This window comes from Bradyrhizobium sp. CCBAU 25360 (assembly GCF_028128695.1).
Lineage (GTDB): Bacteria > Pseudomonadota > Alphaproteobacteria > Rhizobiales > Xanthobacteraceae > Bradyrhizobium > Bradyrhizobium ottawaense.
Genome location: NZ_LBJA01000039.1, coordinates 319,949 through 341,638, shown reverse-complemented (window position 1 = coordinate 341,638; position 21,690 = coordinate 319,949). Strand labels below are relative to the sequence as shown.

General features: G+C 64.9%; 24 protein-coding genes and 1 pseudogene. 11 read left to right on the top strand and 14 right to left on the bottom strand.

Features of this window, described 5'->3' with window-relative positions; all coding sequences use genetic code 11:
• Positions 1–75 precede the first annotated feature (75 nt).
• From XH81_RS19325 to XH81_RS19315, 3 genes are all read left to right on the top strand, one after another.
• Positions 76–948, top strand: a complete 873-nt coding sequence (locus tag XH81_RS19325) for a carbohydrate ABC transporter permease (RefSeq protein WP_028140277.1) — start codon at positions 76–78, stop codon at positions 946–948.
• A complete protein-coding gene (locus XH81_RS19320) occupies positions 945–1,796 on the top strand; it encodes a carbohydrate ABC transporter permease (protein ID WP_018317827.1) in 852 nt (283 codons plus the stop codon). Before XH81_RS19325 ends, XH81_RS19320 begins: the two co-directional genes overlap by 4 nt.
• Before the next feature lie 113 nt (positions 1,797–1,909).
• Positions 1,910–2,902: a hypothetical protein gene (locus XH81_RS19315; RefSeq protein ID WP_038948428.1), complete on the top strand. Its 993-nt coding sequence runs from the start codon at positions 1,910–1,912 to the stop codon at positions 2,900–2,902.
• On the opposite strand, the gene XH81_RS19310 is transcribed toward XH81_RS19315, so the two are convergent.
• From XH81_RS19310 to XH81_RS19290, 5 genes are all read right to left on the bottom strand, one after another.
• Positions 2,835–3,647 (bottom strand): ABC transporter permease, encoded by an 813-nt coding sequence (locus XH81_RS19310; protein WP_028140278.1) that lies wholly within the window; start codon positions 3,645–3,647, stop codon positions 2,835–2,837. The two genes, XH81_RS19315 and XH81_RS19310, sit on opposite strands and share 68 nt — an antisense overlap.
• 4 nt (positions 3,648–3,651) lie before the next feature.
• Complete coding sequence (locus tag XH81_RS19305; protein ID WP_028140279.1) at positions 3,652–4,566, bottom strand: ABC transporter permease; 915 nt, start codon at positions 4,564–4,566, stop codon at positions 3,652–3,654.
• A complete protein-coding gene (locus XH81_RS19300; RefSeq protein WP_038970878.1) occupies positions 4,563–5,735 on the bottom strand; it encodes an ABC transporter ATP-binding protein in 1,173 nt (390 codons plus the stop codon). The genes XH81_RS19305 and XH81_RS19300 overlap by 4 nt, the downstream gene beginning before the upstream one ends.
• A gap of 74 nt (positions 5,736–5,809) precedes the next feature.
• A complete protein-coding gene (locus tag XH81_RS19295; RefSeq protein ID WP_271596324.1) occupies positions 5,810–7,270 on the bottom strand; it encodes a glycerol-3-phosphate dehydrogenase in 1,461 nt (486 codons plus the stop codon).
• Between the two features lie 136 nt (positions 7,271–7,406).
• Positions 7,407–10,094 carry a sensor domain-containing protein gene (locus XH81_RS19290; RefSeq protein ID WP_271596323.1) on the bottom strand — a complete coding sequence of 896 codons (2,688 nt, stop codon included), beginning with the start codon at positions 10,092–10,094 and terminating at the stop codon, positions 7,407–7,409.
• Positions 10,095–10,296: 202 nt separating this feature from the next.
• Between XH81_RS19290 and XH81_RS19285 the strand changes: the two genes are divergently transcribed.
• On the top strand, positions 10,297–11,400 hold the full coding sequence (locus XH81_RS19285) for an NAD(P)/FAD-dependent oxidoreductase (RefSeq protein ID WP_038948423.1): 1,104 nt from the start codon (positions 10,297–10,299) through the stop codon (positions 11,398–11,400).
• 175 nt (positions 11,401–11,575) lie between these two features.
• Here XH81_RS19285 and XH81_RS19280 read toward each other — a convergent pair whose 3' ends face one another.
• Positions 11,576–11,755: a YdcH family protein gene (locus tag XH81_RS19280; protein ID WP_026201910.1), complete on the bottom strand. Its 180-nt coding sequence runs from the start codon at positions 11,753–11,755 to the stop codon at positions 11,576–11,578.
• A 329-nt stretch (positions 11,756–12,084) separates the two neighbouring features.
• Between XH81_RS19280 and XH81_RS19275 the strand changes: the two genes are divergently transcribed.
• From XH81_RS19275 to XH81_RS19265, 3 genes are all read left to right on the top strand, one after another.
• Entirely contained in the window at positions 12,085–12,291 is a 207-nt protein-coding gene (locus XH81_RS19275; RefSeq protein ID WP_008546179.1) for a YdcH family protein, read from the top strand.
• A 122-nt stretch (positions 12,292–12,413) separates the two neighbouring features.
• The gene (locus XH81_RS19270; RefSeq protein ID WP_028140284.1) at positions 12,414–12,632 is read left to right on the top strand and encodes a hypothetical protein; all 219 of its coding nucleotides are present in this window, start codon (positions 12,414–12,416) and stop codon (positions 12,630–12,632) included.
• Between the two features lie 23 nt (positions 12,633–12,655).
• Positions 12,656–12,907, top strand: coding sequence for a hypothetical protein (locus XH81_RS19265; protein ID WP_028140285.1), 252 nt, complete (start codon positions 12,656–12,658; stop codon positions 12,905–12,907).
• Here XH81_RS19265 and XH81_RS19260 read toward each other — a convergent pair.
• On the bottom strand, positions 12,904–13,629 hold the full coding sequence (locus tag XH81_RS19260; RefSeq protein ID WP_081494282.1) for a GGDEF domain-containing protein: 726 nt from the start codon (positions 13,627–13,629) through the stop codon (positions 12,904–12,906). The genes XH81_RS19265 and XH81_RS19260 overlap by 4 nt on opposite strands.
• 141 nt (positions 13,630–13,770) lie before the next feature.
• Here XH81_RS19260 and purE point away from each other — a divergent pair, with 141 nt between their 5' ends.
• Positions 13,771–14,259 (top strand): 5-(carboxyamino)imidazole ribonucleotide mutase, encoded by a 489-nt coding sequence (gene purE / locus XH81_RS19255; protein WP_018317812.1) that lies wholly within the window; start codon positions 13,771–13,773, stop codon positions 14,257–14,259.
• A complete protein-coding gene (locus XH81_RS19250; protein WP_028140287.1) occupies positions 14,256–15,362 on the top strand; it encodes a 5-(carboxyamino)imidazole ribonucleotide synthase in 1,107 nt (368 codons plus the stop codon). The genes purE and XH81_RS19250 overlap by 4 nt, the downstream gene beginning before the upstream one ends.
• Positions 15,363–15,407: 45 nt before the next feature.
• On the opposite strand, the gene aqpZ is transcribed toward XH81_RS19250, so the two are convergent.
• Positions 15,408–16,130, bottom strand: a complete 723-nt coding sequence (aqpZ, locus tag XH81_RS19245) for an aquaporin Z (RefSeq protein WP_028140288.1) — start codon at positions 16,128–16,130, stop codon at positions 15,408–15,410.
• A gap of 261 nt (positions 16,131–16,391) precedes the next feature.
• Between aqpZ and rpsU the strand changes: the two genes are divergently transcribed.
• Together rpsU and XH81_RS19235 are read left to right on the top strand one after the other, a co-directional pair.
• Positions 16,392–16,691, top strand: coding sequence for a 30S ribosomal protein S21 (gene rpsU / locus XH81_RS19240; protein ID WP_028140289.1), 300 nt, complete (start codon positions 16,392–16,394; stop codon positions 16,689–16,691).
• Between the two features lie 271 nt (positions 16,692–16,962).
• Complete coding sequence (locus tag XH81_RS19235; protein ID WP_028140290.1) at positions 16,963–17,613, top strand: tetratricopeptide repeat protein; 651 nt, start codon at positions 16,963–16,965, stop codon at positions 17,611–17,613.
• Positions 17,614–17,629: 16 nt separating this feature from the next.
• Here XH81_RS19235 and XH81_RS19230 read toward each other — a convergent pair whose 3' ends face one another.
• The 6 genes and pseudogenes from XH81_RS19230 to XH81_RS19210 all read right to left on the bottom strand — a co-directional run bounded on the left by XH81_RS19230 (position 17,630) and on the right by XH81_RS19210 (position 21,671).
• Positions 17,630–18,613: a hypothetical protein gene (locus tag XH81_RS19230; RefSeq protein WP_028140291.1), complete on the bottom strand. Its 984-nt coding sequence runs from the start codon at positions 18,611–18,613 to the stop codon at positions 17,630–17,632.
• 92 nt (positions 18,614–18,705) lie between these two features.
• Complete coding sequence (locus tag XH81_RS19225) at positions 18,706–18,990, bottom strand: cupin domain-containing protein (RefSeq protein ID WP_028140292.1); 285 nt, start codon at positions 18,988–18,990, stop codon at positions 18,706–18,708.
• 61 nt (positions 18,991–19,051) lie between these two features.
• Positions 19,052–19,218 (bottom strand): annotated as a pseudogene (locus XH81_RS38750) (ionic transporter y4hA); the annotation flags it as partial.
• 24 nt (positions 19,219–19,242) lie between these two features.
• The gene (locus XH81_RS19220; RefSeq protein WP_028140293.1) at positions 19,243–20,721 is read right to left on the bottom strand and encodes a sodium:proton antiporter; all 1,479 of its coding nucleotides are present in this window, start codon (positions 20,719–20,721) and stop codon (positions 19,243–19,245) included.
• Positions 20,675–21,472: an alpha/beta hydrolase gene (locus XH81_RS19215; protein ID WP_028140294.1), complete on the bottom strand. Its 798-nt coding sequence runs from the start codon at positions 21,470–21,472 to the stop codon at positions 20,675–20,677. The genes XH81_RS19220 and XH81_RS19215 overlap by 47 nt, the downstream gene beginning before the upstream one ends.
• Positions 21,473–21,500: 28 nt before the next feature.
• Entirely contained in the window at positions 21,501–21,671 is a 171-nt protein-coding gene (locus XH81_RS19210) for a hypothetical protein (RefSeq protein ID WP_162832257.1), read from the bottom strand.
• Positions 21,672–21,690: the final 19 nt, after the last annotated feature.

Sequence of the window (21,690 nt, the reverse complement as noted above, 5' to 3'; positions counted from 1 at the left end):
GCCTCGCGGGGAGAGGTGCTAGAACAACACCGGCCGCGTTTCGCGGCCGGCATCTCTTTGAAGAGTCCGAAAAGAATGGCGATCACGCTCTCTGGCGATCAGGCACTCCCCGGCCCGCCCCTGTCGTCGCGGCTGACCCCGCCGCAGGTCTGGGGCATCGTGCTGCTTGCGCCCTATCTGCTCGTTTTCCTTGCCTTCGTGGTCTACCCCGTCGGCTACGGGCTGTGGCTGGCGCGGGCCCCGTCGAATTATGTCGCGCTCTACAACGATCCGATCTTCGCGCGCGCCGCGGTTAACACGCTGATCTTCCTGGTCATCGGCATCAACATCAAGATGCTGATCGCGCTGTTCCTGTCCGGCTTCTTCGCGGTGCAGCGCCCCTGGATCAAATGGCTCTCGGTGATCTTCATCCTGCCCTGGGCGGTGCCGTCGATCCCGACCATCCTGTCGGTTCGGTTCATGCTCAATCCCGAATGGGGCATGGTCAATCACCTCATCTTCTCCCTGACCGGCGATGACGGCCCGAACTGGCTCAACGACCCCACCGTGGCGCTCAGCATGGCGATCGCGGTGCACATCTGGAAGTCGCTGCCGTTCTGGACGCTGATCCTGATCACCGGCCGCCTTGCGATCTCGCACGATCTGTTCGAGGCCGCCGAGGTCGACGGTGCGAGCTGGTGGCAGAAATTCCGCTACATCACCTGGCCGTCGATGCAGACGCTCTACGTCACCTGCACGCTGCTCTCGATGATCTGGACGCTCGGCGACTTCAACAGCGTCTATCTGCTCACCGGCGGTGGCCCGGCCGACCTCACGCATGTGCTGTCGACCCTCGGCATCCGCTATCTCCGGCTCGACCAGCTCAGCCTGGCCATGGCATCGATCGTCTGCGCAATGCCGTTCGTCCTGCCGCTCGTGTACTTCATGATGAAACGGTTGTCGCGATGAAGCTCCCCACCCTGCGCGAAGTCGCAACCGAAGCGCGGTTGCTGCTGATCGGCATTCCCGTCTTCCTCTGGACGATGATTCCGATCTACCACATGTTCCTGTTCGCGATCTCGCCGAAGGAGGACGCATTCTCCGGCAAGCTGTGGCCGGACCATCCGACGCTGCACAACTTCGAAATCGTGTTCAAGCAACAGCACTACTTCCTGCGCGACTTCTACATACAGTTCTGGAACTCGCTGGTGATCGCGGCATCCGTCGGCGTGCTGACGCTGTTCATCGCGACCGCCGCGGCATTCTCGATCTCGCGGCTGAAGGTGCCCGGCGGGCGGGTCGTGATGAATCTCGCGCTGTTCACCTATTTCATCCCGGCGGCGTTCCTTGCCGTGCCGATGTACCGCACCATGGGCAATTACGGCCTGCTCAACAATCACTGGTCGCTGATCCTGGCGATGGTGACCATCGCCAGCCCTTACGCGATCTGGGTGCTCAAGCAGGCCTCCGACAAGCTGCCCGTCGAATTGGACGAAGCCGCCGTGATGGACGGTGCGACGACCCTCCAGATCTTCCGCCTGGTCTACCTGCCGCTGATGATGCCCTCGCTGGTCGCGATCGGCACTTATGCGGTGCTGCTGGCCTGGAACGAATATCTCTACGCGTTCCTGCTGCTCTCGAACGACCGCGAGATCACCCTCCCCGTCGCGCTCGGCAACTTCCTCGCCGCCGACGACTCGCCGTGGGAGCTGTTGATGACGACCGGCTTCATCTACGCACTGCCGCCGGCCGCGATCTACTATGCCTTCCGCCGCTACATGGTGGGCGGGCTCACGGCAGGTGCGGTGAAGTCCTGACGCGACAGGACGCATCGGGTCGCCGCAAGCAGGACGTTCGAGCGACAACGTGGACAATTGCGGGTTGTCCACGCCTGCTCTAGCCTCCGTGCCCCAATGCAGGGCACGGCATCATGCGCAGCAACGACGCGATCCATCTCGGCCTGATGCTGCTGGCGCTCGCGGCGGCCTATCTGATGCCGTTCGAGCTGCTCCTGCTGGCTTATGTCGTGCTCGGCCCGGCGCACTACTTCACCGAGATTTCGTGGCTGCACGACCGCAGCTACTACCTGCCACATCGCGGGATTGCGGCAGCCCTCGCAATCATCGCCGTGGTCGCGGCCCTGATCGACAACGCCTCCTGGTTCGGCTTTGCGATGTGGGGCGCGCTGATCGTCTGCGCCATGCTCGCGGCCACCACCTCGGCGATCGAGAGCATGCTGCTGTTCATGACGGCACTCGCCCTGTCCGCGATCATGTATTCGAGCGGGTCTTCGCTCGCGGTCATCGGCATCCTGATTCCGACCCTGGTCCACGTCTCGCTGTTCACGCTGATCTTCATGGTGCTCGGCGCGCACCGATCCGGCAGCCGCGTCCAAGCTGCGCTGGTGGCTGTCTACCTCGTCGCGATTGCTACGATCCTGCTGCTGCCGCCAACCGCCGAAGTCCGGATCGCAAGCTTTGCCCGGGTTGGACAGGATTATTTCGGCAATGTCGGCCCGGCGCTCAGCCGGCTGTTCGGCGTACCCGGTCTCGTCCTCGACACCAGGCTGACGAGCCTGCTCGCCTTCGTCTATACCTATCATTACCTCAACTGGTTCATCAAAGCCGACGTCATCCGCTGGACCGCAGTCCCGAAGGCGCGGCTGGCGGCGATGGCCGCCGCCAGCGCAGCCTCCACCGCGCTCTACTTCTACGACTACGCGTTCGGTTTCACCTTCCTGCTGGCGCTGAGCCTGATCCATATCCTGCTGGAATTCCCGCTCGACGCCCTGGCGCTGCGGCAACTCGGGGCGGCGGTGCAGGGCGCGGCGCGAGGATGGCACGCTGCACGAACGGCTACAGCGGCGCCGCGCTCTCGCCCTGCGAGCTCGACAGTTTCGAAGCGAGCGAGGCGATCACGATGACCACCGCGATCAGGGCGATCACCAGCGTGCAGATCGCGTTGATCTCCGGCTTCACGCCCAGCCGCACCTCGGAATAGATCCGGATCGGCAAGGTCGCCGACCCCGGCCCGGTCGTGAAGCTCGCGATCACGAGATCGTCCAGCGACAGCGTGAAGGCCAGCATCCAGCCTGCGACGATCGCGGGGGCGATCAACGGCAGCGTCACCGAAAGAAAGGCGCGGACCGGGTCGCAGCCAAGGTCCATCGCCGCCTCCTCCAGCGAACGGTCGAGCGAGCCGAGCCGGGACTGCACGACCACGGCGACGAAACACATCGTCAGCGTGGTATGGGCGATCGTCACCGTCCAGAAGCCGCGCTCGGCGTTCAGCGCGACGAACAACAGCAGCAGCGACAGACCGGTGATCACCTCGGGCATCACCAGCGGCGCGTAGAGCATGCCGGAGAACAGCGTGCGGCCGCGGAAGCGCTCGCCGCGCGACAATGCGACCGCGGCGAGCGTGCCGAGCAGCGTGGCGATGGTCGCGGAGGAGACCGCAACGCGAAAACTCATCCAGGCCGCCTCGATCATGGCGCGGTCGTTGAAGAACTCGTGATACCAGCGCAGCGACCAGCCGCCCCACACCGTCACCAGCCGCGAAGCATTGAAGGAGTAGATGACGAGGATGAGGATCGGCAAGTAAAGGAACGCCAGCCCGAGCGCGAGCGAGGCGATGTTGAAACGGGACAGGCGTGAGACCTTGCGCATGGCGTCAGCGCCCCTGTTCCAGCTGCCGCTTCTGGAGCCGCTCATACAGCAGCAGCGGCATCAGCAGCACCACCAGCAGCACGATGGCCGCGGCAGAGGCGACCGGCCAGTCCTTGTTGGTGAAGAATTCGAGCCACAGGGTCTGGCCGATCATCAGCGAATTGGAGCCGGCCAGAAGGTCCGGGATGACGAATTCGCCGACGATGGGAATGAAGCACAGCAGCACGCCGGCACCGACGCCGGGCAGCGACAGCGGGAAGGTGACGAGCCAGAACACCTGCCACGGTGGCGCGCCGAGATCGCCAGCCGCCTCCTCCAGCGCTGGCTCCATCTTGGCGAGCGTGGCGTAGAGCGGCAGGATCATGAACGGCAGATAGGAATAGACGATGCCGATATACATCGCGCTGTCGGTGGAAAGCCAGACCAGGGGCTGGCTGACCAGGTGTAGCGCCAGCAGGATCTGGTTCAGCAGCCCGTCGTGCTGGAGGATGTTGATCCAGGCATAGATGCGGATCAGGAACGAGGTCCAGAACGGCACGATCACCAGCACCATCGCCACCGCCTGCCAGCTCTTCGGCAGTCGCGCCATGCCGTAGGCGATGGGATAGCCGATCAGCAGCAGCAGCGCAGTCGCGGTCACAGCGACGGTGAGGCTGCGCACATAGGCGAACACATAGATGTCGTCGGAGACGAGCAGCTTGAAATTGTCGATCGACAGTGCGGCAAAGGCCGCCTTGAGCGCGTCCCACCCCGCCATCAGGTCGAACACCGGCTCGTAAGGCGGCTGCGCGATCGCCGTCAGCGACAGGCTGATCTTGAGCACGAACGCGAACGGCACCAGGAAGAACAGCACCATCCAGACATAGGGGGCGATCGCGGCAAAGCGCGCCGGACGCGCGAAGATACGGCGGGAGCTCATGACGGCAGCACCACGCAATCATCGGGCGTGAACCAGGCGACGATTTGCTGGCCCACGCTATAGGCGTCGACGTCCAGACGCGCGCTGTTGGCGACGGAGGCCCGTACGATTCCGCCGGTATCGAGCTTCACTTTATAGGTGGTGGTGCCGCCGAGATAGCAGATGTCCGCGATCACGCCGTCCAGGCTGTTGATCGTGGTTTCACGACCGGCTTCGCTGACCGGGGCGCGGCGCGACAACTTGATCTTCTCGGGACGAATCGCGATCGAGAATCTTCCCGCGCCGACCGGTTCGCGCGGCTCGGCCACCACCAGCGTACCCGCATCACGCGTACCAATGACCAGACGATGACCGTCGCGCAATCTGGTCTCGCCGTCGAACACATTGACGTCGCCGACGAACTCCGCGATCCAGCGCGAGCGCGGAGCTTCATAGAGCTCGCGGGGGCTCGCGACCTGAGCAAGCCTGCCGGTGTTCATCACTCCGATCCGGCTCGCCATCGTCATGGCTTCCTCCTGGTCGTGGGTGACGACGATGAAGGTCATGCCGAGCCGGCGCTGCAGCTCCATCAGCTCGCCTTGCGTATTCTCGCGCAGCTTCTTGTCGAGCGCCGCGAGCGGCTCGTCGAGCAGCAGCAGTTGCGGGCGGCGCGCCAGTGCGCGGGCAAGCGCGACGCGCTGGCGCTGGCCGCCGGAGAGCTGATCCGGCTTGCGCTTCTCGAGCCCTTCGAGCTTCACCAGGGCGACCATCTCGGCCACACGGCCGGCGATGTCGGCGCGTGCCATGCCGGCGCGCTTCAAGCCGAAGGCGATGTTGTCGCGCACCGACAGATGCGGAAACAACGCGTAATTCTGGAACATCATGTTGATCGGGCGCTCATGCGGCAGCGCCTGCGCGATGTCTTTGTCCCCGAGCAGGATGCGCCCCTCGTCCGGCGCCTCGAAGCCGGCGAGCATGCGCAGCAGCGTGGTCTTGCCGCAGCCGCTCGGGCCGAGCAGCGCGAAGAATTCGCCAGCCTTGATGTCCAGCGAGACGCCATCCACGGCGCGGAAGGTGCCAAAGGTTTTGGCGACGCCCTCGATGCGCAGCAGCGGCTGGCCCGCCGCAGGAAGCGCATCTCCGCCGGCCGCATCAGCCGCGGCGCCTGTTCTGGGCAACTCGTCCGTCATGATCCTGCCAACCCCGATTCCGCCGCACGCTAGCCGCCGATCGTCCCTAGCTCAACCGTGCCGGGAGAGATCGTTCACATCACATTCGCCATGAACGACGCCAGCGCGTCGCGGTCCGCCGCAGGCATGGTCAGGCCCAGCTTGGAGCGGCGCCACAGGACGTCCTCGGGGAAGCGGGCCCATTCGCGAGCCATCAGATAGCGGACCTCGGCGCCGGTCAGTTCGGGACCGAAGCCCGGGCCGAGATCGTCGCGGCTCCTGGCGTCACCGAGAACTGCGGACAACCGCGTCCCATAAGCCCCGACCAGACGCTGGGCCTCTGGCTCCGAGAGAAACCGCCAGCGGTCGCGCGCAAGGTCGACTTCGGTGTCGAAACGCTCCCAGGCAAAATCTCCGCCGGGCAGCGCGGCGCCGGCAGTCCAGGGCGGCGACATCGGATAGAACGGCGTCAGCTTCGTCACCGCCCACTCCGCGCGCAGGCGCGAGGTGGTGACGTCGCCGCCGAACATGGTGAGCAGCGGCGCCTTGCGCTGGCGCGCATGGAACAGCATCGTGCCGTCGCGGCCGCGCAGGGACGCCAGCGTCAGGTTGACGCCGGAGACCGTCCGGACCACGTCGGTCGGGGCGACGCGCTGACGAAAATAGCGGCTCGCCGCTTCGCAGAGATAGCCGACGTCGGCCCCCGGCATCGCCACAATTGCGGGATCGCCGGTGAAGGCGTGCGTGACCGTGCCGATCAGCGTGAAGTCGCGCTCGAAGGGCCGGGCAAAGATCAGCCGTCCATCATTGTTCTGAAAGACGTAGACGTTCTCGGAATCGAACAGCCTGGGCACGATGATCTGGCTCATCTGCGTGGCCGCCATCGCGGGCTGCGGCTGCCGCAGCACGGTCTCAGCAACCATTGGCGTCCAGCCGCCGGTGGCGTTGGCCAGTGCCCGCGCCGTGATGGTGCGGCGGTGGCCGCGATCGACCACCGCGAGCCGCCAAATGTCGGTTCTGTCCGCACGGACGCAACGCGCACCAGTCCGGATCGCCGCCCCATGCTCAGCGGCATCCAGCGCCGTCAGCACCACCAGGCGAGAGTCATCGACCACGCAGTCCGAATATTCGAACGCCGTACCGAACGGGCGCTTCAGCGCGTTGCCGACCGGATGATGCGTGATGTCGAGAGTGGCCGAGGGCGGCAGGCCGCCCCGGTTCGTGAGACCGTCATAGACATACAGGCCGGCACGCAGCAGCCATGGCGGCCGCTCGTCGGAATGCGCGGGGATCACGAAGCGCATCGGCCGGACCAGATGCGGTGCGATCCGGAGCCAGGTCCGGCGCTCGGCCAGGGCCCGGCGCACCCGCCGGAACCCGCGCCGCTCCAGCACCGACAGATCGCCGTGGATCAGCCGCGGTGTTGCCGACGATGCCGCGCTGCCGAGATCGCCCTGCTCGAACAGGATCACCCGCAAGCCGCGGCCGGCCGCATCGCGCGCGAGGCTGACACCGTTCAGGCCGCCGCCGATGATCGCGAGGTCGTAATCCGCCATGAAGCCGTCGAATGGGAGCAAAGCGCCCCATCATCACTAGAGCCATTTCCGTTCCGATGAAATCGAAACGGGGCTCTAGATTCTTATTCTGACGGTTTTTCTTGACGCGAACCGGCGTCCACTTCGCTCGAACGCTCTAGCCGGTCTTGAGCGCAAGCTCCATGACTTCAGCGCGGCCGACGAGCCCGGCATATTTCCCGATCGGCAAGGGCTTGCCGAGCAGATAGCCCTGCACGCCGTCACAGCCCTCCTTGGCGAGGAAGGCGAGTTGCTCGACCGTCTCGACGCCCTCGGCGATGATCGACATTTCGAGGCCGTGGCCGAGATCGATCACCGCGCGCACGATCGCAGCCGATTGCGGATTGCGGCCGAGATTGGTGATGAAGGCCCGGTCGATCTTGATCTTGTCGAACGGGAACGCCTGGAGATAGCTCAGCGAGGAGTAACCGCTGCCGAAATCGTCCATGGAGATGCGCACGCCGAGCGCCTTCAGGCGGCGCAGCAGCGCGAGGCCCCGGTCGAAGTCCTCGATCAACACGCCCTCGGTGATCTCCAGCTCGAGCCGGCCGGGTGCAAGGCCGGTCTCGAGCAGGATCGAATGGACGAGGCCAACCACGTCGCCGTGCATGAACTGCGCCGGGGACAGATTGACCGCGACCTGGAGCGGCTTCGGCCAGGACGCCGCCTCGCGGCAGGCCTCGCGCAGGATCCACTCGCCCATCTCGACGATCAGACCGCTCTCCTCGGCGATTGGGATGAATTCGGCCGGCGAGACCTGGCCGCGTACCGGATGCTGCCAGCGCGCCAGCGCCTCGAAGCCGATGATCTCGCTCTCGGCAACGCTGTGGCCGGCGGCGCCCTGGGGCTGGAAGGCAAGCGAGAGCTCGCCGTTCTTGATGGCCACCGACAGGTCCTGGTGCAGCACGCGGCGGTCGCGGATCTGCTGGTCCATCTCGGGCTGGAAGAGGCTGATCGTGCCGCGCGACTTCTGCTTGGCGCGGAACAGCGCCGCACCGGCATTGGCGAGCAGCGAGGCGCCGTCAGTGCCATTGTGCGGGAAGATCGACATGCCGGTGGTGACGCCGGCGCGGACCGCCCGGCCGTCGATCTGGAAGTCCTTCGCGACGGCGTCGCCGATCTGCTGCGCCAGCGCAAGACCCGCGTCCGGCTGCTTGCCGTCGATGATCAGTCCGAATTCGTCGCCGGACAGGCGCGCCACCACGCCGCCACGGGCGGAGTCCTGGAGCCGCTTGGCCACCTCGATCAGGAGCTTGTCGCCGAGCGCATGACCGAAGACGTCGTTGACCTCCTTGAGGCCGTCGAGGTCGACGCAGAGGACGGCGAACTCCTCGCCGGTGCCTTCGCAGGCCTCGATCATCTGGGTTAGCGCCTGAAGGAAGGCGGCGCGGTTCGGCAGATCGGTGAGGCCGTCGTGATAGGCCATGTGCGCCATGCGCGACTCGGTCTGCCGGCGGTCGGTGACGTCCTCGTGGGTCTTGATCAGATATTGCGGCTCGCCGGTATCGCCGAGCACGGTGGCGCGGCGGGTCAGGAACAGCCGCAGGCCGTCCTTGGTGGAGATCGGATGCTCCTCGGTGATCATCCCGCGTTTCTTGATCGCGGCCTCGTCGCGCGCGATGATCAGCTTGGCTTCCTTGGGGTTGAAGATGTCGGACGCGGTCAGGCCCGTGGCCTCCTCGCGCCGGCGGTTGAGGATCGTCTCCGCGCTGCGATTGGCGAGCAGATAGCGGCCGTCCTTGACCTGCTCGACGATCAGCGCCACCGGGATGTTGTCGACCACCAGCTCGAGGAACTTCTTGGTGCTCTCCAGCTCCTGCGACAGCGACCGGCGGTCGGTGATGTCCTCGAACACCAGCAGCAGAAACTCGGGCTTGTTGCTCTCGTTGCGGACCACGATCCGAATCGAGGCGACCATGCGCCGCTCGCCGCCGCGGTCGACCTCGAACTCGTTGCGGAACTGGCCGTCCGGGGAGTTGAGCGCCGCCCGGTCGGTCGCCTCGATACTGGCTGCCGAGACCGGCGCAAACAGCTCGCGTGCGTTCTTGCCGACGGCATGATCCCGCGAGAACCCCCAGAACCGCTCATAGGCGCTGTTGGCGAAGATGTAGCAGCCGTCCTCGATGTTCTTCGCGGCCACGCAGGCCGGCACATGGTCCAGCACCGATTCCAGGAATTGCTTGGTGGAAGCGAGCTGTCGCGACAGCTTGCGCTGCTCGCTGACGTCCAGATGCGTCGCCACCGAGCCGCCGTTCGGCAGCACGAAAAACTTCACCAGGATGGCTCGGCCGTCGGGCAGCTCGGTGATCAGGCCGTTGTGGCTTGCCGCCTTCTCGTAGAATTCGTCGTCGGAGATGCCGCCGAGCACCCCGCGCTTGCGCCGGAGCTTAAGAAGCTCATAGCCGTCCATATTGGCCCAGAGTTCCGACCGCGTCAGGCCGTAGATCTCGAGATAGCGGTCGTTGCAGAAGATGATGCGGCGCTGCGCATCCGTCATCACCACGCCCTGATTGAGATTGTTCATGGCGGAGGAGACGAAGGCGTTGCGCCGCAACTGTAGACGCCTGGTCCGGCGCAGCGAGGAATGGATCCACAGCACGATCGCGGCGAGGAAGGCGCAGACGACGATGCCCGCGATCAGGACTTCCCAGACCACGTTGGGATCGAGCTGGCCGAGATAGCTCGGCGCGGCAAAGCTGTCCGACAGCGCAAAGGCGCGCGCGGGCGCAACCGTGCCGGCCAGGCACACAACGGCCTGCACAGCAATCGGAAGCGTGCTGCCCTCGTGCCAGTTCTTCTCAGCCATCAGCCACCCGCGATTTCAACGTCGGATTGTCTGGCTTCACGCGTTTGGATCGGGTAAACGCCTGTACGCGCAACAGAAAAATGTGACGTGAAATACGGCAATTGCCCTGACATGATAAATTCTTCCTTAACGGAAAACGGCCGCGCGGCATTCTCTCCAGGCCTGATGCCACCGGCGCCTCCAGCGGACCTCCTGCACAACCATGGATAAGGTCGATTGCGTCGTCATCGGAGCCGGCGTGGTCGGGCTCGCGGTGGCTCGAAAGCTTGCGCAGGCCGGACGCGAGGTCATCGTGCTCGAGGAGGCCGAGGCGATCGGCACCATCACCTCCTCGCGCAACAGCGAGGTGATCCATGCCGGCATCTACTACCGCGCCGGGAGCTGGATGGCGCGCATGTGCGTCGACGGCAAGCACGCGCTCTACCGCTACTGCGCCGAGCGCGGCATCCCGCACAAGAATTGCGGCAAGCTGATCGTCGCGACCAGCCCGCAGGAGACCGAGAAGCTGCAATCGATCAAGGCGCATGCCGAGGCCAATGGCGTGCTCGACATGCAGCAGCTCACGGGCGAGGCGGCACGCGCGCTGGAGCCGGCACTGGCCTGCGACGCCGCGCTGCTGTCGCCATCGACGGGCATCATCGACAGCCACGCCTACATGCTCTCGCTGCGCGGCGAAGCCGAGGAAGCCGGCACGGCGTTCGCGTTTCACACGCCGCTGATCCGCGCCAAGGCGGCGAACGGCCTGATCGAGATCGACGCCGGCGGCGAGGCGCCAATGACGCTGCAATGCGCCCTCCTCGTCAACGCCGCGGGGCTCTCGGCGACCAATGTGGCGCGCAACATCGACGGCATGCCGCTGGACCGAATTCCGCGCGCCTATCTCGCCAAGGGAAATTACTTCAGCTGCAATGCCAAGGCGCCGTTCTCGCGCCTGATCTACCCGGTGCCCGAACCCGGCGGGTTGGGAGTGCATCTGACGCTGGACATGGCAGGCCAAGCGCGCTTCGGCCCTGACGTCGAGTGGATCGAGACGATCGACTACGAGGTCGACCCGTCACGCGCCGAGCGGTTCTACCCGGCGATCCGCAAATACTGGCCGACACTGCCTGACGGCGCGTTGATGCCGAGCTATTCGGGTATCCGGCCGAAGATCGTACCGCCCGCGGTGGCCACGCAGGACTTCCTGATGCAGGGCCCGCGCGATCACGGCGTCGCTGGCCTGATCAATCTGTTCGGCATCGAATCGCCAGGACTGACGTCGTCGCTCGCGATCGCAGATCACGTCGCCGAGCTCGCAGACATCTGAAGCGTTTTCGAGCGACGTGGATATCAGTTCGCGGCAAGACAACGCGTTGCGACAAAAACCAAACACCGCGCAAACTTCTTTGCACGGTTTCTCACCTTTGTTGCAGGGATGAGCGCAAAAGCTCCCACCCCTGCGGGATAGGGGTATGTTCAACTCTACGCTGTTGCGGGGGGTACTAGTGGAGCGTGTCGCCGTGCCTCAGACGCTCGATCTGGTCCTTGACCATCAACTTCCGGCGCTTCAACTCAACAATTTGCAGGTCGTCTGTTGAAAGGTGCACGAGAGCTTCGTGCAATTCGTTTTCGAGAAGTTTGTGCTTCCGCTCCAATTCAACGAGATGTGCCTGAATTGTCATTCGAAACCTCCTCGGTAGGGTTGAACCTCAGGATTCGATCCGGACAAGGAAGTGTACATCAGCGATTCGTTCTGTCGATGGGTAACCGTCGCCGCAGCTTCATTTTTGAAAATTCATATGTAACGAAGCGTGAGTAAAGGAACCGCGCGGGAAAAATCCATGATATCAATGCGCTTGCGCAGCGCCGCAGCGATCAGCGGAAATATGTCGCTGGAGATCGGCGAACGATGGTCGCAGATCGCTTGCGATCACGCCGCGCAAGGACGATAATTTCCACAGGGCATCCACAGCCTTAATCCCACGCCTATCGGTTTTCGGCCACCGCAGACATGACCAATGAAGACGAGCGTGAGCTCGAAGCCGAGCTCACCCGGTTGCAGCAGGAACACCGAGATCTCGATGCGGCGATCGATGCACTGCATCAATCGCCCGCCCCCGACCTATTGCGGTTACAGCGCTTGAAGAAGCGCAAGCTGTTGTTACGAGACCGCATCGCGTTCATCGAAGACCAGATCACCCCCGACATCATCGCCTGACCTGCGATCCGGCTTTCCCTCGCGCGGATGAATCCGCTTGACTCCAAAAGAACAAAATAGGAACATTTGACGACCCCAGCGCCCCCAGAAAACGCCCAGGACAACTGACAAGGACAATGCAGATGTCGACAGCCGCCCTTCTCGACAACAGCCATTATGAACAGGCGTGCGATCAGGCGATCGCGATGTGCGACGGCAATCTGCGCAGCACCATCAAGGCGCTGATCATGGCCAACGAATATCTGGAGGCCGAGCTGGAGGAATTGCAGGCGGCGATTTCCGCCGGCTGCATTCCGGACACCTCGCGCAGCAAGATGCGGAGCAAGAGCAGCGCCGCCTGAACCGTCAGCTATCGGAGCCGATCATGCCCGACGTCACCTACTACGTTGCATTGCCCTTCCTGATCGACGAGGACGGATCGCCGGTGGCGGGTGCTGCCGAGGAATGCCAGACATCGGCTGCCGCCCTGCGTCGTGCGGAAATGCTGGCGCACGGCGCCGGCCATATCGGCGCCGTCGCCTTCAGCCGCAGCGGCGATCCCCTGACCGGCGAGTTTGGCGACGCCAAATTGCTGCGGAAATTCGGTAACGTACCGCCAGATCTCAGCGCGCTTTAGCTGCCGACCAGCCTGACCCCCGGCTCGTGCCGCCGGTGCGCCTTTCGCACATACATGGCGGCATCCGCCTCCTCCAGGGCGCGGCCCGGGTCGGACTGCGCCCCCAGAAGCGCGACACCGGCGGAGGCGCCCGCGGTCACCTCCTGGCCGCGAAAGACAAAGGACAATTCGTCGACCGCCTGCTCGAAGATGGCCGCCTTCGCCTTGGCGTCGGTCTCGCTGAGATTCCACAGCAGCAGCGCGAACTCGTCGCCCCCGAGCCGGCCGACCACGTCGGAGGCACGGACCTGCCGCGTCAGCGTGGCGGCAATCGCCTTGAGCACCTCGTCGCCGGCGCCATGACCGAACGAATCGTTGATCGGCTTCAACCGATCGACGTCGAGCACGATCAGCGCCCCGCTGGCGCGGTAGCGCTTCATGTAGGCGATGGCGCGCGCGAGCTCGCGCTCGAAGCCGCGCCGGTTGGGGATATCGAGCAGGAAATCGGTGTCGGCCGCAGCTTCCAGTTCCGCGACCCGGCGCTGCGCCTCCTTGAGCTTGGCCCGCAAGCCCCGGATCGTCGTCCTGACGGCATCCTTGGCTCCATCATCGCCCGAGGCGCCGCGCGTCGGCGGCCCCGCCGAACGCCTGGTCAGCCGTTTTGGGGCGGCTTTGGATCGGCCGGCACTGGTTTTCCGGCCCTTTTTGGCCTTCGCAGCGCCCGCCCTTTTTGGTTTCTTCATGGGCATCCTGCTCAATGAAGGCTTGCGGGGATTCACCAAGACAGGATAGTGGATTCCCTTCTCCTTGCCACCGCCTTGCGAGCCGCCGGCCGGAACCGTTAATCTGGCCTATCTTTCTGTTTTTCGGGCACAATTAACGTCATGACCGCGCCGATCGCCATCATCATGGGAAGCCAGTCGGACTGGGACACGATGCGGCATGCCGCCGACACGCTTGCCGCGCTCGGCGTCGCCGCCGACACCCGCATCGTCTCGGCCCACCGCACCCCCGACCGTCTCTTCGCTTTCGCCAAGGGCGCCAAGGCCGCGGGTTACAAGGTCATCATCGCCGGCGCCGGTGGCGCTGCGCACCTGCCCGGTATGGCGGCGGCGCTGACCGAACTCCCGGTGTTCGGCGTTCCCGTCGAATCCAAGACGCTCAAGGGCCTCGATTCGCTCTATTCGATCGTCCAGATGCCCGCCGGCATCCCGGTCGGCACCCTCGCCATCGGCAAGGCCGGGGCAACCAACGCCGCACTGCTGGCAGCGGCCGTCCTGGCGTTGTCCGACCCGGCCTTGTCCGATCGCCTCGCAGCCTGGCGCAAGGCGCAGACCGAGGCGGTCGCCGAGCGCCCGGAGGACAAGGCGTGACCGACACCAGGCAGGTGAAGCTGAAGCCCGGTGACACCATCGGAATCCTCGGCGGCGGACAATTGGGCCGGATGCTGGCCATGGCTGCGGCGCGGCTCGGCCTGCGCTGCCAGGTGTTCTCGCCCGATCCGGACTCGCCGGCTTTCGACGTCGTATTGAACGCGACCTGCGCCGAATATGCCGACGTCGAAGCGCTCGAACTGTTCGCCAACGACGTCGACGTCATCACCTACGAATTCGAGAACGTGCCATCGGCCGCCGCGATGGTGCTGGACGCGCGCCGACCCGTGCTGCCCAACCGCAAGATCCTCGAGACCACCCAGGACCGGCTCGCCGAAAAAGATTTCGTGACGCGGCTCGGCATCGGCACTGCGGCCTATGCCGACGTCACCTCGGTGTCCTCGCTGCGCGAGGCGATCGCCAGGATCGGCCTTCCGGCCGTGCTCAAGACCCGCCGCTTCGGTTATGACGGCAAGGGCCAGGCCATCATCCGCGAGGGCGACGATATCGCCAAGGTGTGGACCAGCCTCGCGACCAAATCCGCGATCCTGGAAGCCTTCGTGCCATACGAGCGCGAGATCTCCGTGATCGCCGCACGCTCGGTCACAGGCCAGGTCGAGTGTTTCGACGTCACCGAGAACGAGCACCGCGACCACATCCTGAAGATATCGCGCGCGCCCGCGCCGATCCCGGCTGCGCTCGCCGACGAAGCACGCAGCATCGCCGGCAAGATCGCAAGCGCGCTCGACTATGTCGGCGTGCTCGCTGTCGAGATGTTCGTGCTCGCCAATGGCACAGGCCCGAAGGTGCTGGTCAATGAGATCGCCCCGCGCGTGCACAATTCCGGGCACTGGACGCTCGACGGCGCGTCGGTCTCGCAGTTCGAGCAGCACATCCGCGCCATCGCCGGCTGGCCGCTCGGCAAGCCCGTGCGTCACGGCGAAGTCGTCACCATGACCAATCTGATCGGCGACGAGATCAACGATTACGAAAAGTGGCTGAGCGTGCCCGGCGCGACCGTGCACATCTACGGCAAGGGTGCGCCGCGTCCCGGCCGAAAGATGGGCCACGTCACCGAAGTCAGGCCGACGAAAGGCAAGTAGCGGGACCGCAGCAATCGCTGCGATCCCGCTTCGCTCGAAAACGCTTTAGGCCGTCTTCGCGCCTGCGACGACGCCCGTGGGCTCCTCGCTGAGCCAGCGATAGATCACCCCGCCCAGCGCACCGCCGATCAGCGGTGCGACCCAGAACAGCCAGAGCTGCGCGATCGCCCAGCCGCCGACGAACAGCGCAGGACCCGTGCTGCGCGCCGGGTTCACCGAGGTGTTGGTGACGGGGATGCTGACGAGATGGATCATCACCAGCGCGAGCCCGATCGCGAGCGGCGCGAAGCCCGCGGGCGCGCGACCATGGGTCGCGCCCATGATGATGAACAGGAACATCATGGTCATCACCACCTCGGTGAGGAAGCACACGATCATGCTGTACTGGCCGGGCGAATGCGCATCATAGCCGTTGGATGCGAAGCCCTTGCTGACATCGAATCCGGGAGCTCCGCTCGCGATGACGTAGAGGAGCCAGGCGGCCACGATCGCGCCGGCCACCTGCGCGATCACATAGGGCAGGATCTGGCCGGCCGGAAAACGCCCGCCGGCGGCAAGACCGACCGTGACGGCCGGGTTGAGATGGCAGCCGGAGATATGGCCGATCGCATAGGCCATGGTGACCACGCTCAGTCCGAATGCGAGGGAGACACCGACCAGACCGATTCCGACCTGCGGGAAGCCGGCAGCGATCACCGCGCTTCCGCAGCCTGCGAATGTGAGCCAGAAGGTGCCGATGGCTTCAGCGGCGTATTTCTTGATATCCATGTGTCGTCCCCTGCTTTCAAAGATTCCGGAACAAGCTCCGGAAACGGCCCCATCCCTGGCGTCGAATCGCCCAAATCAGGGCCGCACAGAGGTATTTTCGCCTCATTTAATGGCTGAACTTGGCCCGAAAGCCCGCTTGTCCGGTGGACATCCCGGGATTTGTCTGATACATCCGCGCCCTCAAGGTTAAGGGCTTGCGCGTTTTCGCCATCCCCTTCGTCTTACCAGAATTCAAATCCGATCCACTGAAGAGGATGCCGCGTGCAGGTTCTCGTTCGCGATAACAATGTCGACCAAGCCCTCAAGGCGCTGAAGAAGAAGATGCAGCGCGAGGGAATTTTCCGCGAGATGAAGCTCCGCGGTCATTACGAGAAGCCCTCCGAGAAGAAGGCCCGCGAAAAGGCCGAAGCTGTGCGCCGTGCGCGCAAGCTGGCCCGCAAGAAGCTGCAGCGCGAAGGCCTGCTGCCGATGAAGCCGAAGCCGGTGTTCGGCGCCGGTCCCGGCGGTGATCGCGGCGGGCGTGGCCCGGGTGCAGGTGCTGGTCCGCGCGGACCGCGCTGATTTACCGAATTTTGCAAGATTTCAGTTTCGATGACGCGGGCCTCTGGCCCGCGTTATTGTTTGTGCGCGGGGCCTTTTCCGGGTCGGGCACCACGGATGCGGCACGCAAGCGCGATGAGATTTGGATTGAACGTCGTCGCGCTTTAGTTTGTTGTTTGAGCAATCTCTACGCAAACGCATTGCGCGTTTGTCGCGAGAGAAAACCGCTGCATACTTTTCGCCAACGCGGCCCTTCGGGTCCGGATCATGCTCTAGCGCGAGCGAACCGTAGATGGCCTCCCCCCTCCCCCAGCACGGCTTGACGTGGCTACGCCGGATCTCGCAGCCGCCGTTCGCGCTGGCGCTCATGGGGATAGCGTTGTGCGGCTGCTCGTTCGATCTGGGATCGCTGATGCCGGAGAAGGACAAGCCGCAGGAGGCGCCCAAGGCCGCCGCGCCCGCCGAGAGCGCGGTGAGCGCCGCCAACGTCACCGAGGCTCAGGCCCACACCGCAAAAGCCCAATCCCTGGCCAAGTCAGGCGAGGTCGCGGCGGCGCTCGACGAGTTCAATCGCGCGGTCGGGCTCGATCCCTACAATGCGCAGGCGCTGTATGGCCGTGCCCTGATCTACCAGAGCAACAATCAGCACGACTTCGCGATCGCAGATTTCAGCGCTGCGAGCGGGCTCAATCCCCAGAAGGTCGAGCCGCTGCTCGGCCGCGCCACCAGCTATCTCGCGCTCGGCAAGGTCAGGGAGGCCACGGCCGATCTGGATGAGGCCTCAGAGGCCGATCCGCACAACGCGCAGGTCTGGACCGCGCGGGGACAGGCCTATGAGCGGCTGGGCGACAGGGCCAAGGCGGCGGCGTCCTACACCAGGGCTGTATCGCTTCGTCCACGCGACGACGCCGCGCGCAGCGGCCTCGCCCGCGTCGGCGGCTGACGGTTCTGGCACCGTCTCAATCGGGGGTGGCGCTCTTCGGCAGAACCGAGTGGAACATCGACTTCATGCCCGACAGCATCTCGTCGGCGACATTGGTCTTCTTGGGCCGCGGCATGGAGCCACCGGCGTCGGCGCGCAGATCGAGCGGTGGCGCGATCACCGGCACGGGAATGTCAGCCGGCGGCGTCATCCGATTCGGATCATCGCTACCGACCGAGGCCGTATAGGACGGATTGGCCGGCGAGGAGCCATCCTTGCCATAGGCCTCTGGTGAGGGCGTCGATACCGTGATCGGCGGCGGCAGCGGACGGACCGTAGCCGGCTCCATGCTGATGACCCGCGGGGCCTCGGGCGTGCGAGCGGCTTCCCGCACGGCAGGCTCGGTCGGCTTCTCGGCTGACCTGGTCTCGGTCGGCCTAACCTCGGCAGCAGGCTTGGTCTCGGCGGACTTGCCTTCATACGACTTGCCCTCAAGAGACTTGCCCTCAGGAGACTTGCCCTCAGGAGATTTGCGCAGCCGCTCGATCGCGGCACGCACGAGGTCGTTGGCGTCGGGGGCCGGAGCCGCGGCAGCCGGCGCCGAATTGGCCTCAACCACCGGAGCGGCGGGAGCGGGCGTGCTGGCGGCCGGGGTAGACGTCGGGGTAGACTTGGCGACCGCCTTCTCGCGCGCCGACGGCTTGCCACGCGGGCTGGCCTCGGCCGGAGCCACATCCGCAGCCTTGTGCTCGGCAGACGGCTGATCGGCAGCCTTTTCAGCCGCCGGCTTGTCCGTCACGCTCTTCTCGGGGATGCCTTTGGCCTTGACGCCGGGCGCCGGGAGATTGGCCACATCGGCGGGCTTGCCGTTCTTGCCGGCCTCGGCAGGGGCCACGACGGCCGCAGGGGCGTCAGCCGCCGGCTTGGCGTTGATGTAGTGGTTAACGATGTACGCCCCGATGATCGTCGCGAGCACCGAGGGGAAAATATCCATCGAAATTTTAGCGAGGTATTTCAGCATTCCGGCCACTCCCCGCGCGATCTGATGCGGGAACTTTGGGGCATTGTAAGGGATCAACTGCGACGGATCGATGGCAAGTTGTAAGGCCGGACCTACGGCTTCAGCTCGATCTCAAGGAACACGATCTCGGTTGAGGTTTCGTTAAGTACGTCATGTTGGACGCCCGCCTTGCGGAAATAGGATTTCCCGGCCGCCAGCTGCGCCTTGGACCGCTCGCCGCCCGGCGCCACGATGGTCATTTCGCCCGCGACGACGGGAACAATCACATAGTCCATGCCGTGGGTGTGATGCCCCGTGGCGCTGCCCGGACCGAGCCGCCATTCCGTCACCCGGACCTCCTCGTTGTCGACCTGAACCTCGGATCTGGCGGCAAGCATTGGGACCTCTCCTGGGACGCGATCCCGGCCCCCGAAGGGCCGCGTGAGCGCAAAGTGGTTCAGGGCACGAAACCATGAATACGTAGACGCCAAATACCATCACATGGACAAGCCCGAACAGGACGTTTGTCCTGCCCGTGCCGAAGGTCGGCATGCTCAGGACGAAGGTCGGGAGCAAGACCACGCTGCCCCCCGGGCGTCGAGGCCGAGCTCGAGCTCCTTGTCGAGCGGCGAGCAAATCGGCCGGCGGATTCAATGCCAGCGCAGGATCGGCGCGACCGGCAGCAGCGTCAGCAGCATGAACAGCGGGATCAGCACCGCGCCGGCGCGCACGAGATAGCCAAAGAAGCTCGGCATCTTGATCCCGTTCTCGCTGGCAATGCTGCTGACCATGAAGTTCGGCGCGTTGCCGATATAGGTGAGCGCTCCCATGTAGACGGCGCCCATCGAGATCGACGCGAGCGTGCCCGACAGCTGATGCATCAGCATTTGCGGATCGCCGCCGGCAAGCTGGAAGAACAAGAGATAGGTCGGCGCATTGTCGAGAAACGCCGACATCAGGCCGGTGAACCAGAAATAGGCGACCTCGCGCGGCGTGCCGTCCGGTGCCGTCACGGCCGACAACAGCCAGGCAAAGGCGCCGTGATGGCCGGCATTGAGCATGGCAATGACCGGGATGATGGCGACAAAAATGCCCGCGAACAGTTTTGCGACCTCGCGGATCGGCTCCCAGGTGAAGCCGTTGGCCAGCCTGTGCTCGTCCGGCGTCAGCCACACCGACAGCGCCGCAATGGAAAGCAGCGCCAAATTGCGCGCGATGTCTTCCAGCTCCAGCTTCGTTCCGAGAATGTCGAAGGCGATAGCGGGCTTCCACATCGCCGAGGCCAGCAGGCTCGCGACGATGGCTGCGATCAGCACGAGGTTGACCAGACCGCGGATGCGGACCGGATCCGCAGGACCGGCGTCGCTCAGCGCGGGCTCGCTGCGGAAGCGCCAGGAATCGATGGCGATGAAGATCGCGAGCAGCAATCCGGCGACGATTGCGGTCTGCAACCAGATGCTCCGCGTGGTCCAGAAGAAGTCGACGCCGTGCAGGAAACCGACGAACAGCGGGGGATCGCCGAGCGGGCTCAGCGCGCCGCCGACATTGGCGACCAGGATGATGAAGAAGATGATGACATGGGCGTTGTGGCGCCGCGGCCGGTTGGCGCGGATCAGCGGACGGACCAGGATCATCGCGGCCCCCGTGGTGCCGACGATGCTTGCCATCAAGGTGCCGAGCGCGAGGATGCCGGCATTCGTCGCCGGCGTGGCCTTGATGTCGCCGGTAATGAGAATGCCTCCGGCCACGACATAGAGCGCGAACAGCAGCACGATGAAGCCGAGATATTCAGCGAGCATGGCATGGACGAACGCCGCCAGCGTCGCCATGCTCCCGGCAAAAATGACGAGCGAGGCCAGCGCCAGCAGCGACCAGGCAGCAGCGATCTTGCCGTAATGATGGTGCCAGACTTTTGCAAACAGCAGCGGTCCGAGCGCGATCGACAGCAACAGGCCGGCAAAGGGAAGCGCATAGGGCCAGCGCATCGCCGCACCATCGAGGCCGCTTGCGGCCCAGGCCTGCTGCGGCAACAAGGCGAGGATGGCGGCGAGGGATACGCCCCACAGCCGGGAGACGAGCCGTTCAGGATCCAATGAAGCGCCTTGCCGTTTCGATCGCACCGAACGCATCGAGATTGTCGTGTCCGCCGCCCGCAAAGCGAACGAACTGCTTCGGTTCATGCGCGAGCGCGAACAGACGCTCTCCGAACACGATCGAAATGACAAGGTCATTGGTGCCATGCATCACCAGGAGCGGCACCGTGACGCGCGCGATCCGCTCGTCGGAAGGGAACGGATCGCGCATCAAGAGGCGCACCGGCACGAACCAGAATGACGAAGATGCAATGTCGGCCGTCGAGGTATAGGGGGCCTCCAGGACGAGCTTTCCAACACGCTGTTCCGAGGTGAGCGCAACCGCCACGCCGGTCCCGAGCGAGAAGCCCCAGGCGACGATTCGTTCCGCCGTGTAGCGGGCGGTGGTGAAGGCATAGGCGGCAGCGGCATCGCGCAGCAGACCCTCCTCACTCGGCGCGCCGCTCGAGCCGGCATAGCCGCGGTAGGACAGCGCGACCAAGCCGGTGCCATCAGCCGTCATGGCCTTGAAGCGGCTGACACGGCCGGCGAGAAAATCGCCATTGCCCGGAAAATACAGGATCACGGGACGACCCGGCCTCGCCGGCACATGCCAGACGATGATCTTCTCGCCATCCGAGGTGGCCAGGACATGCTCCTCCGCCTCGGGACAATTTGCAGCCTCAGGCGGGGTCCGCTTGGCGGTCGGTATCGGAAACAGCATCTCGCGCTGCCGGGCATAGAGCACGACGAGCCCGGCGAGATAGACGGTCGCGAGCAGGATGACGGTCCATTTGGCGATGGTGATCATTGCGCGGCCGGCCCCCGGTTCAGGCTCAGGGCTTGCGACTGCTCCGCAGCAATTTCATGACGTCGGGCCGGAGGCTCGCCGGTACGTCCCGGCAGCCGCACGCCGCCTTGTGGGCGGCGTGCCATGCGACGCGCTGCTCGCGCGTCGCCTTGAGCGGCATGCGATGGGACCGGTGCCATTCCCTGTTGATGGCCACGGTCCGTTTCCTTCGCGTG

What these genes read in the sequence shown, in the direction of transcription:
- XH81_RS19325 (WP_028140277.1), top strand. Translation starts at nt 76, where the DNA reads ATGGCGATCACGCTCTCTGGCGATCAGGCACTCCCCGGCCCGCCCCTG.
- XH81_RS19320 (WP_018317827.1), top strand. Translation starts at nt 945, where the DNA reads ATGAAGCTCCCCACCCTGCGCGAAGTCGCAACCGAAGCGCGGTTGCTG.
- XH81_RS19315 (WP_038948428.1), top strand. Translation starts at nt 1,910, where the DNA reads ATGCGCAGCAACGACGCGATCCATCTCGGCCTGATGCTGCTGGCGCTC.
- XH81_RS19310 (WP_028140278.1), bottom strand. Translation starts at nt 3,647, where the DNA reads ATGCGCAAGGTCTCACGCCTGTCCCGTTTCAACATCGCCTCGCTCGCG.
- XH81_RS19305 (WP_028140279.1), bottom strand. Translation starts at nt 4,566, where the DNA reads ATGAGCTCCCGCCGTATCTTCGCGCGTCCGGCGCGCTTTGCCGCGATC.
- XH81_RS19300 (WP_038970878.1), bottom strand. Translation starts at nt 5,735, where the DNA reads ATGACGGACGAGTTGCCCAGAACAGGCGCCGCGGCTGATGCGGCCGGC.
- XH81_RS19295 (WP_271596324.1), bottom strand. Translation starts at nt 7,270, where the DNA reads ATGGCGGATTACGACCTCGCGATCATCGGCGGCGGCCTGAACGGTGTC.
- XH81_RS19290 (WP_271596323.1), bottom strand. Translation starts at nt 10,094, where the DNA reads ATGGCTGAGAAGAACTGGCACGAGGGCAGCACGCTTCCGATTGCTGTG.
- XH81_RS19285 (WP_038948423.1), top strand. Translation starts at nt 10,297, where the DNA reads ATGGATAAGGTCGATTGCGTCGTCATCGGAGCCGGCGTGGTCGGGCTC.
- XH81_RS19280 (WP_026201910.1), bottom strand. Translation starts at nt 11,755, where the DNA reads ATGACAATTCAGGCACATCTCGTTGAATTGGAGCGGAAGCACAAACTT.
- XH81_RS19275 (WP_008546179.1), top strand. Translation starts at nt 12,085, where the DNA reads ATGACCAATGAAGACGAGCGTGAGCTCGAAGCCGAGCTCACCCGGTTG.
- XH81_RS19270 (WP_028140284.1), top strand. Translation starts at nt 12,414, where the DNA reads ATGTCGACAGCCGCCCTTCTCGACAACAGCCATTATGAACAGGCGTGC.
- XH81_RS19265 (WP_028140285.1), top strand. Translation starts at nt 12,656, where the DNA reads ATGCCCGACGTCACCTACTACGTTGCATTGCCCTTCCTGATCGACGAG.
- XH81_RS19260 (WP_081494282.1), bottom strand. Translation starts at nt 13,629, where the DNA reads ATGAAGAAACCAAAAAGGGCGGGCGCTGCGAAGGCCAAAAAGGGCCGG.
- purE (WP_018317812.1), top strand. Translation starts at nt 13,771, where the DNA reads ATGACCGCGCCGATCGCCATCATCATGGGAAGCCAGTCGGACTGGGAC.
- aqpZ (WP_028140288.1), bottom strand. Translation starts at nt 16,130, where the DNA reads ATGGATATCAAGAAATACGCCGCTGAAGCCATCGGCACCTTCTGGCTC.
- XH81_RS19235 (WP_028140290.1), top strand. Translation starts at nt 16,963, where the DNA reads ATGGCCTCCCCCCTCCCCCAGCACGGCTTGACGTGGCTACGCCGGATC.
- XH81_RS19230 (WP_028140291.1), bottom strand. Translation starts at nt 18,613, where the DNA reads ATGCTGAAATACCTCGCTAAAATTTCGATGGATATTTTCCCCTCGGTG.
- XH81_RS19225 (WP_028140292.1), bottom strand. Translation starts at nt 18,990, where the DNA reads ATGCTTGCCGCCAGATCCGAGGTTCAGGTCGACAACGAGGAGGTCCGG.
- XH81_RS19220 (WP_028140293.1), bottom strand. Translation starts at nt 20,721, where the DNA reads ATGCGTTCGGTGCGATCGAAACGGCAAGGCGCTTCATTGGATCCTGAA.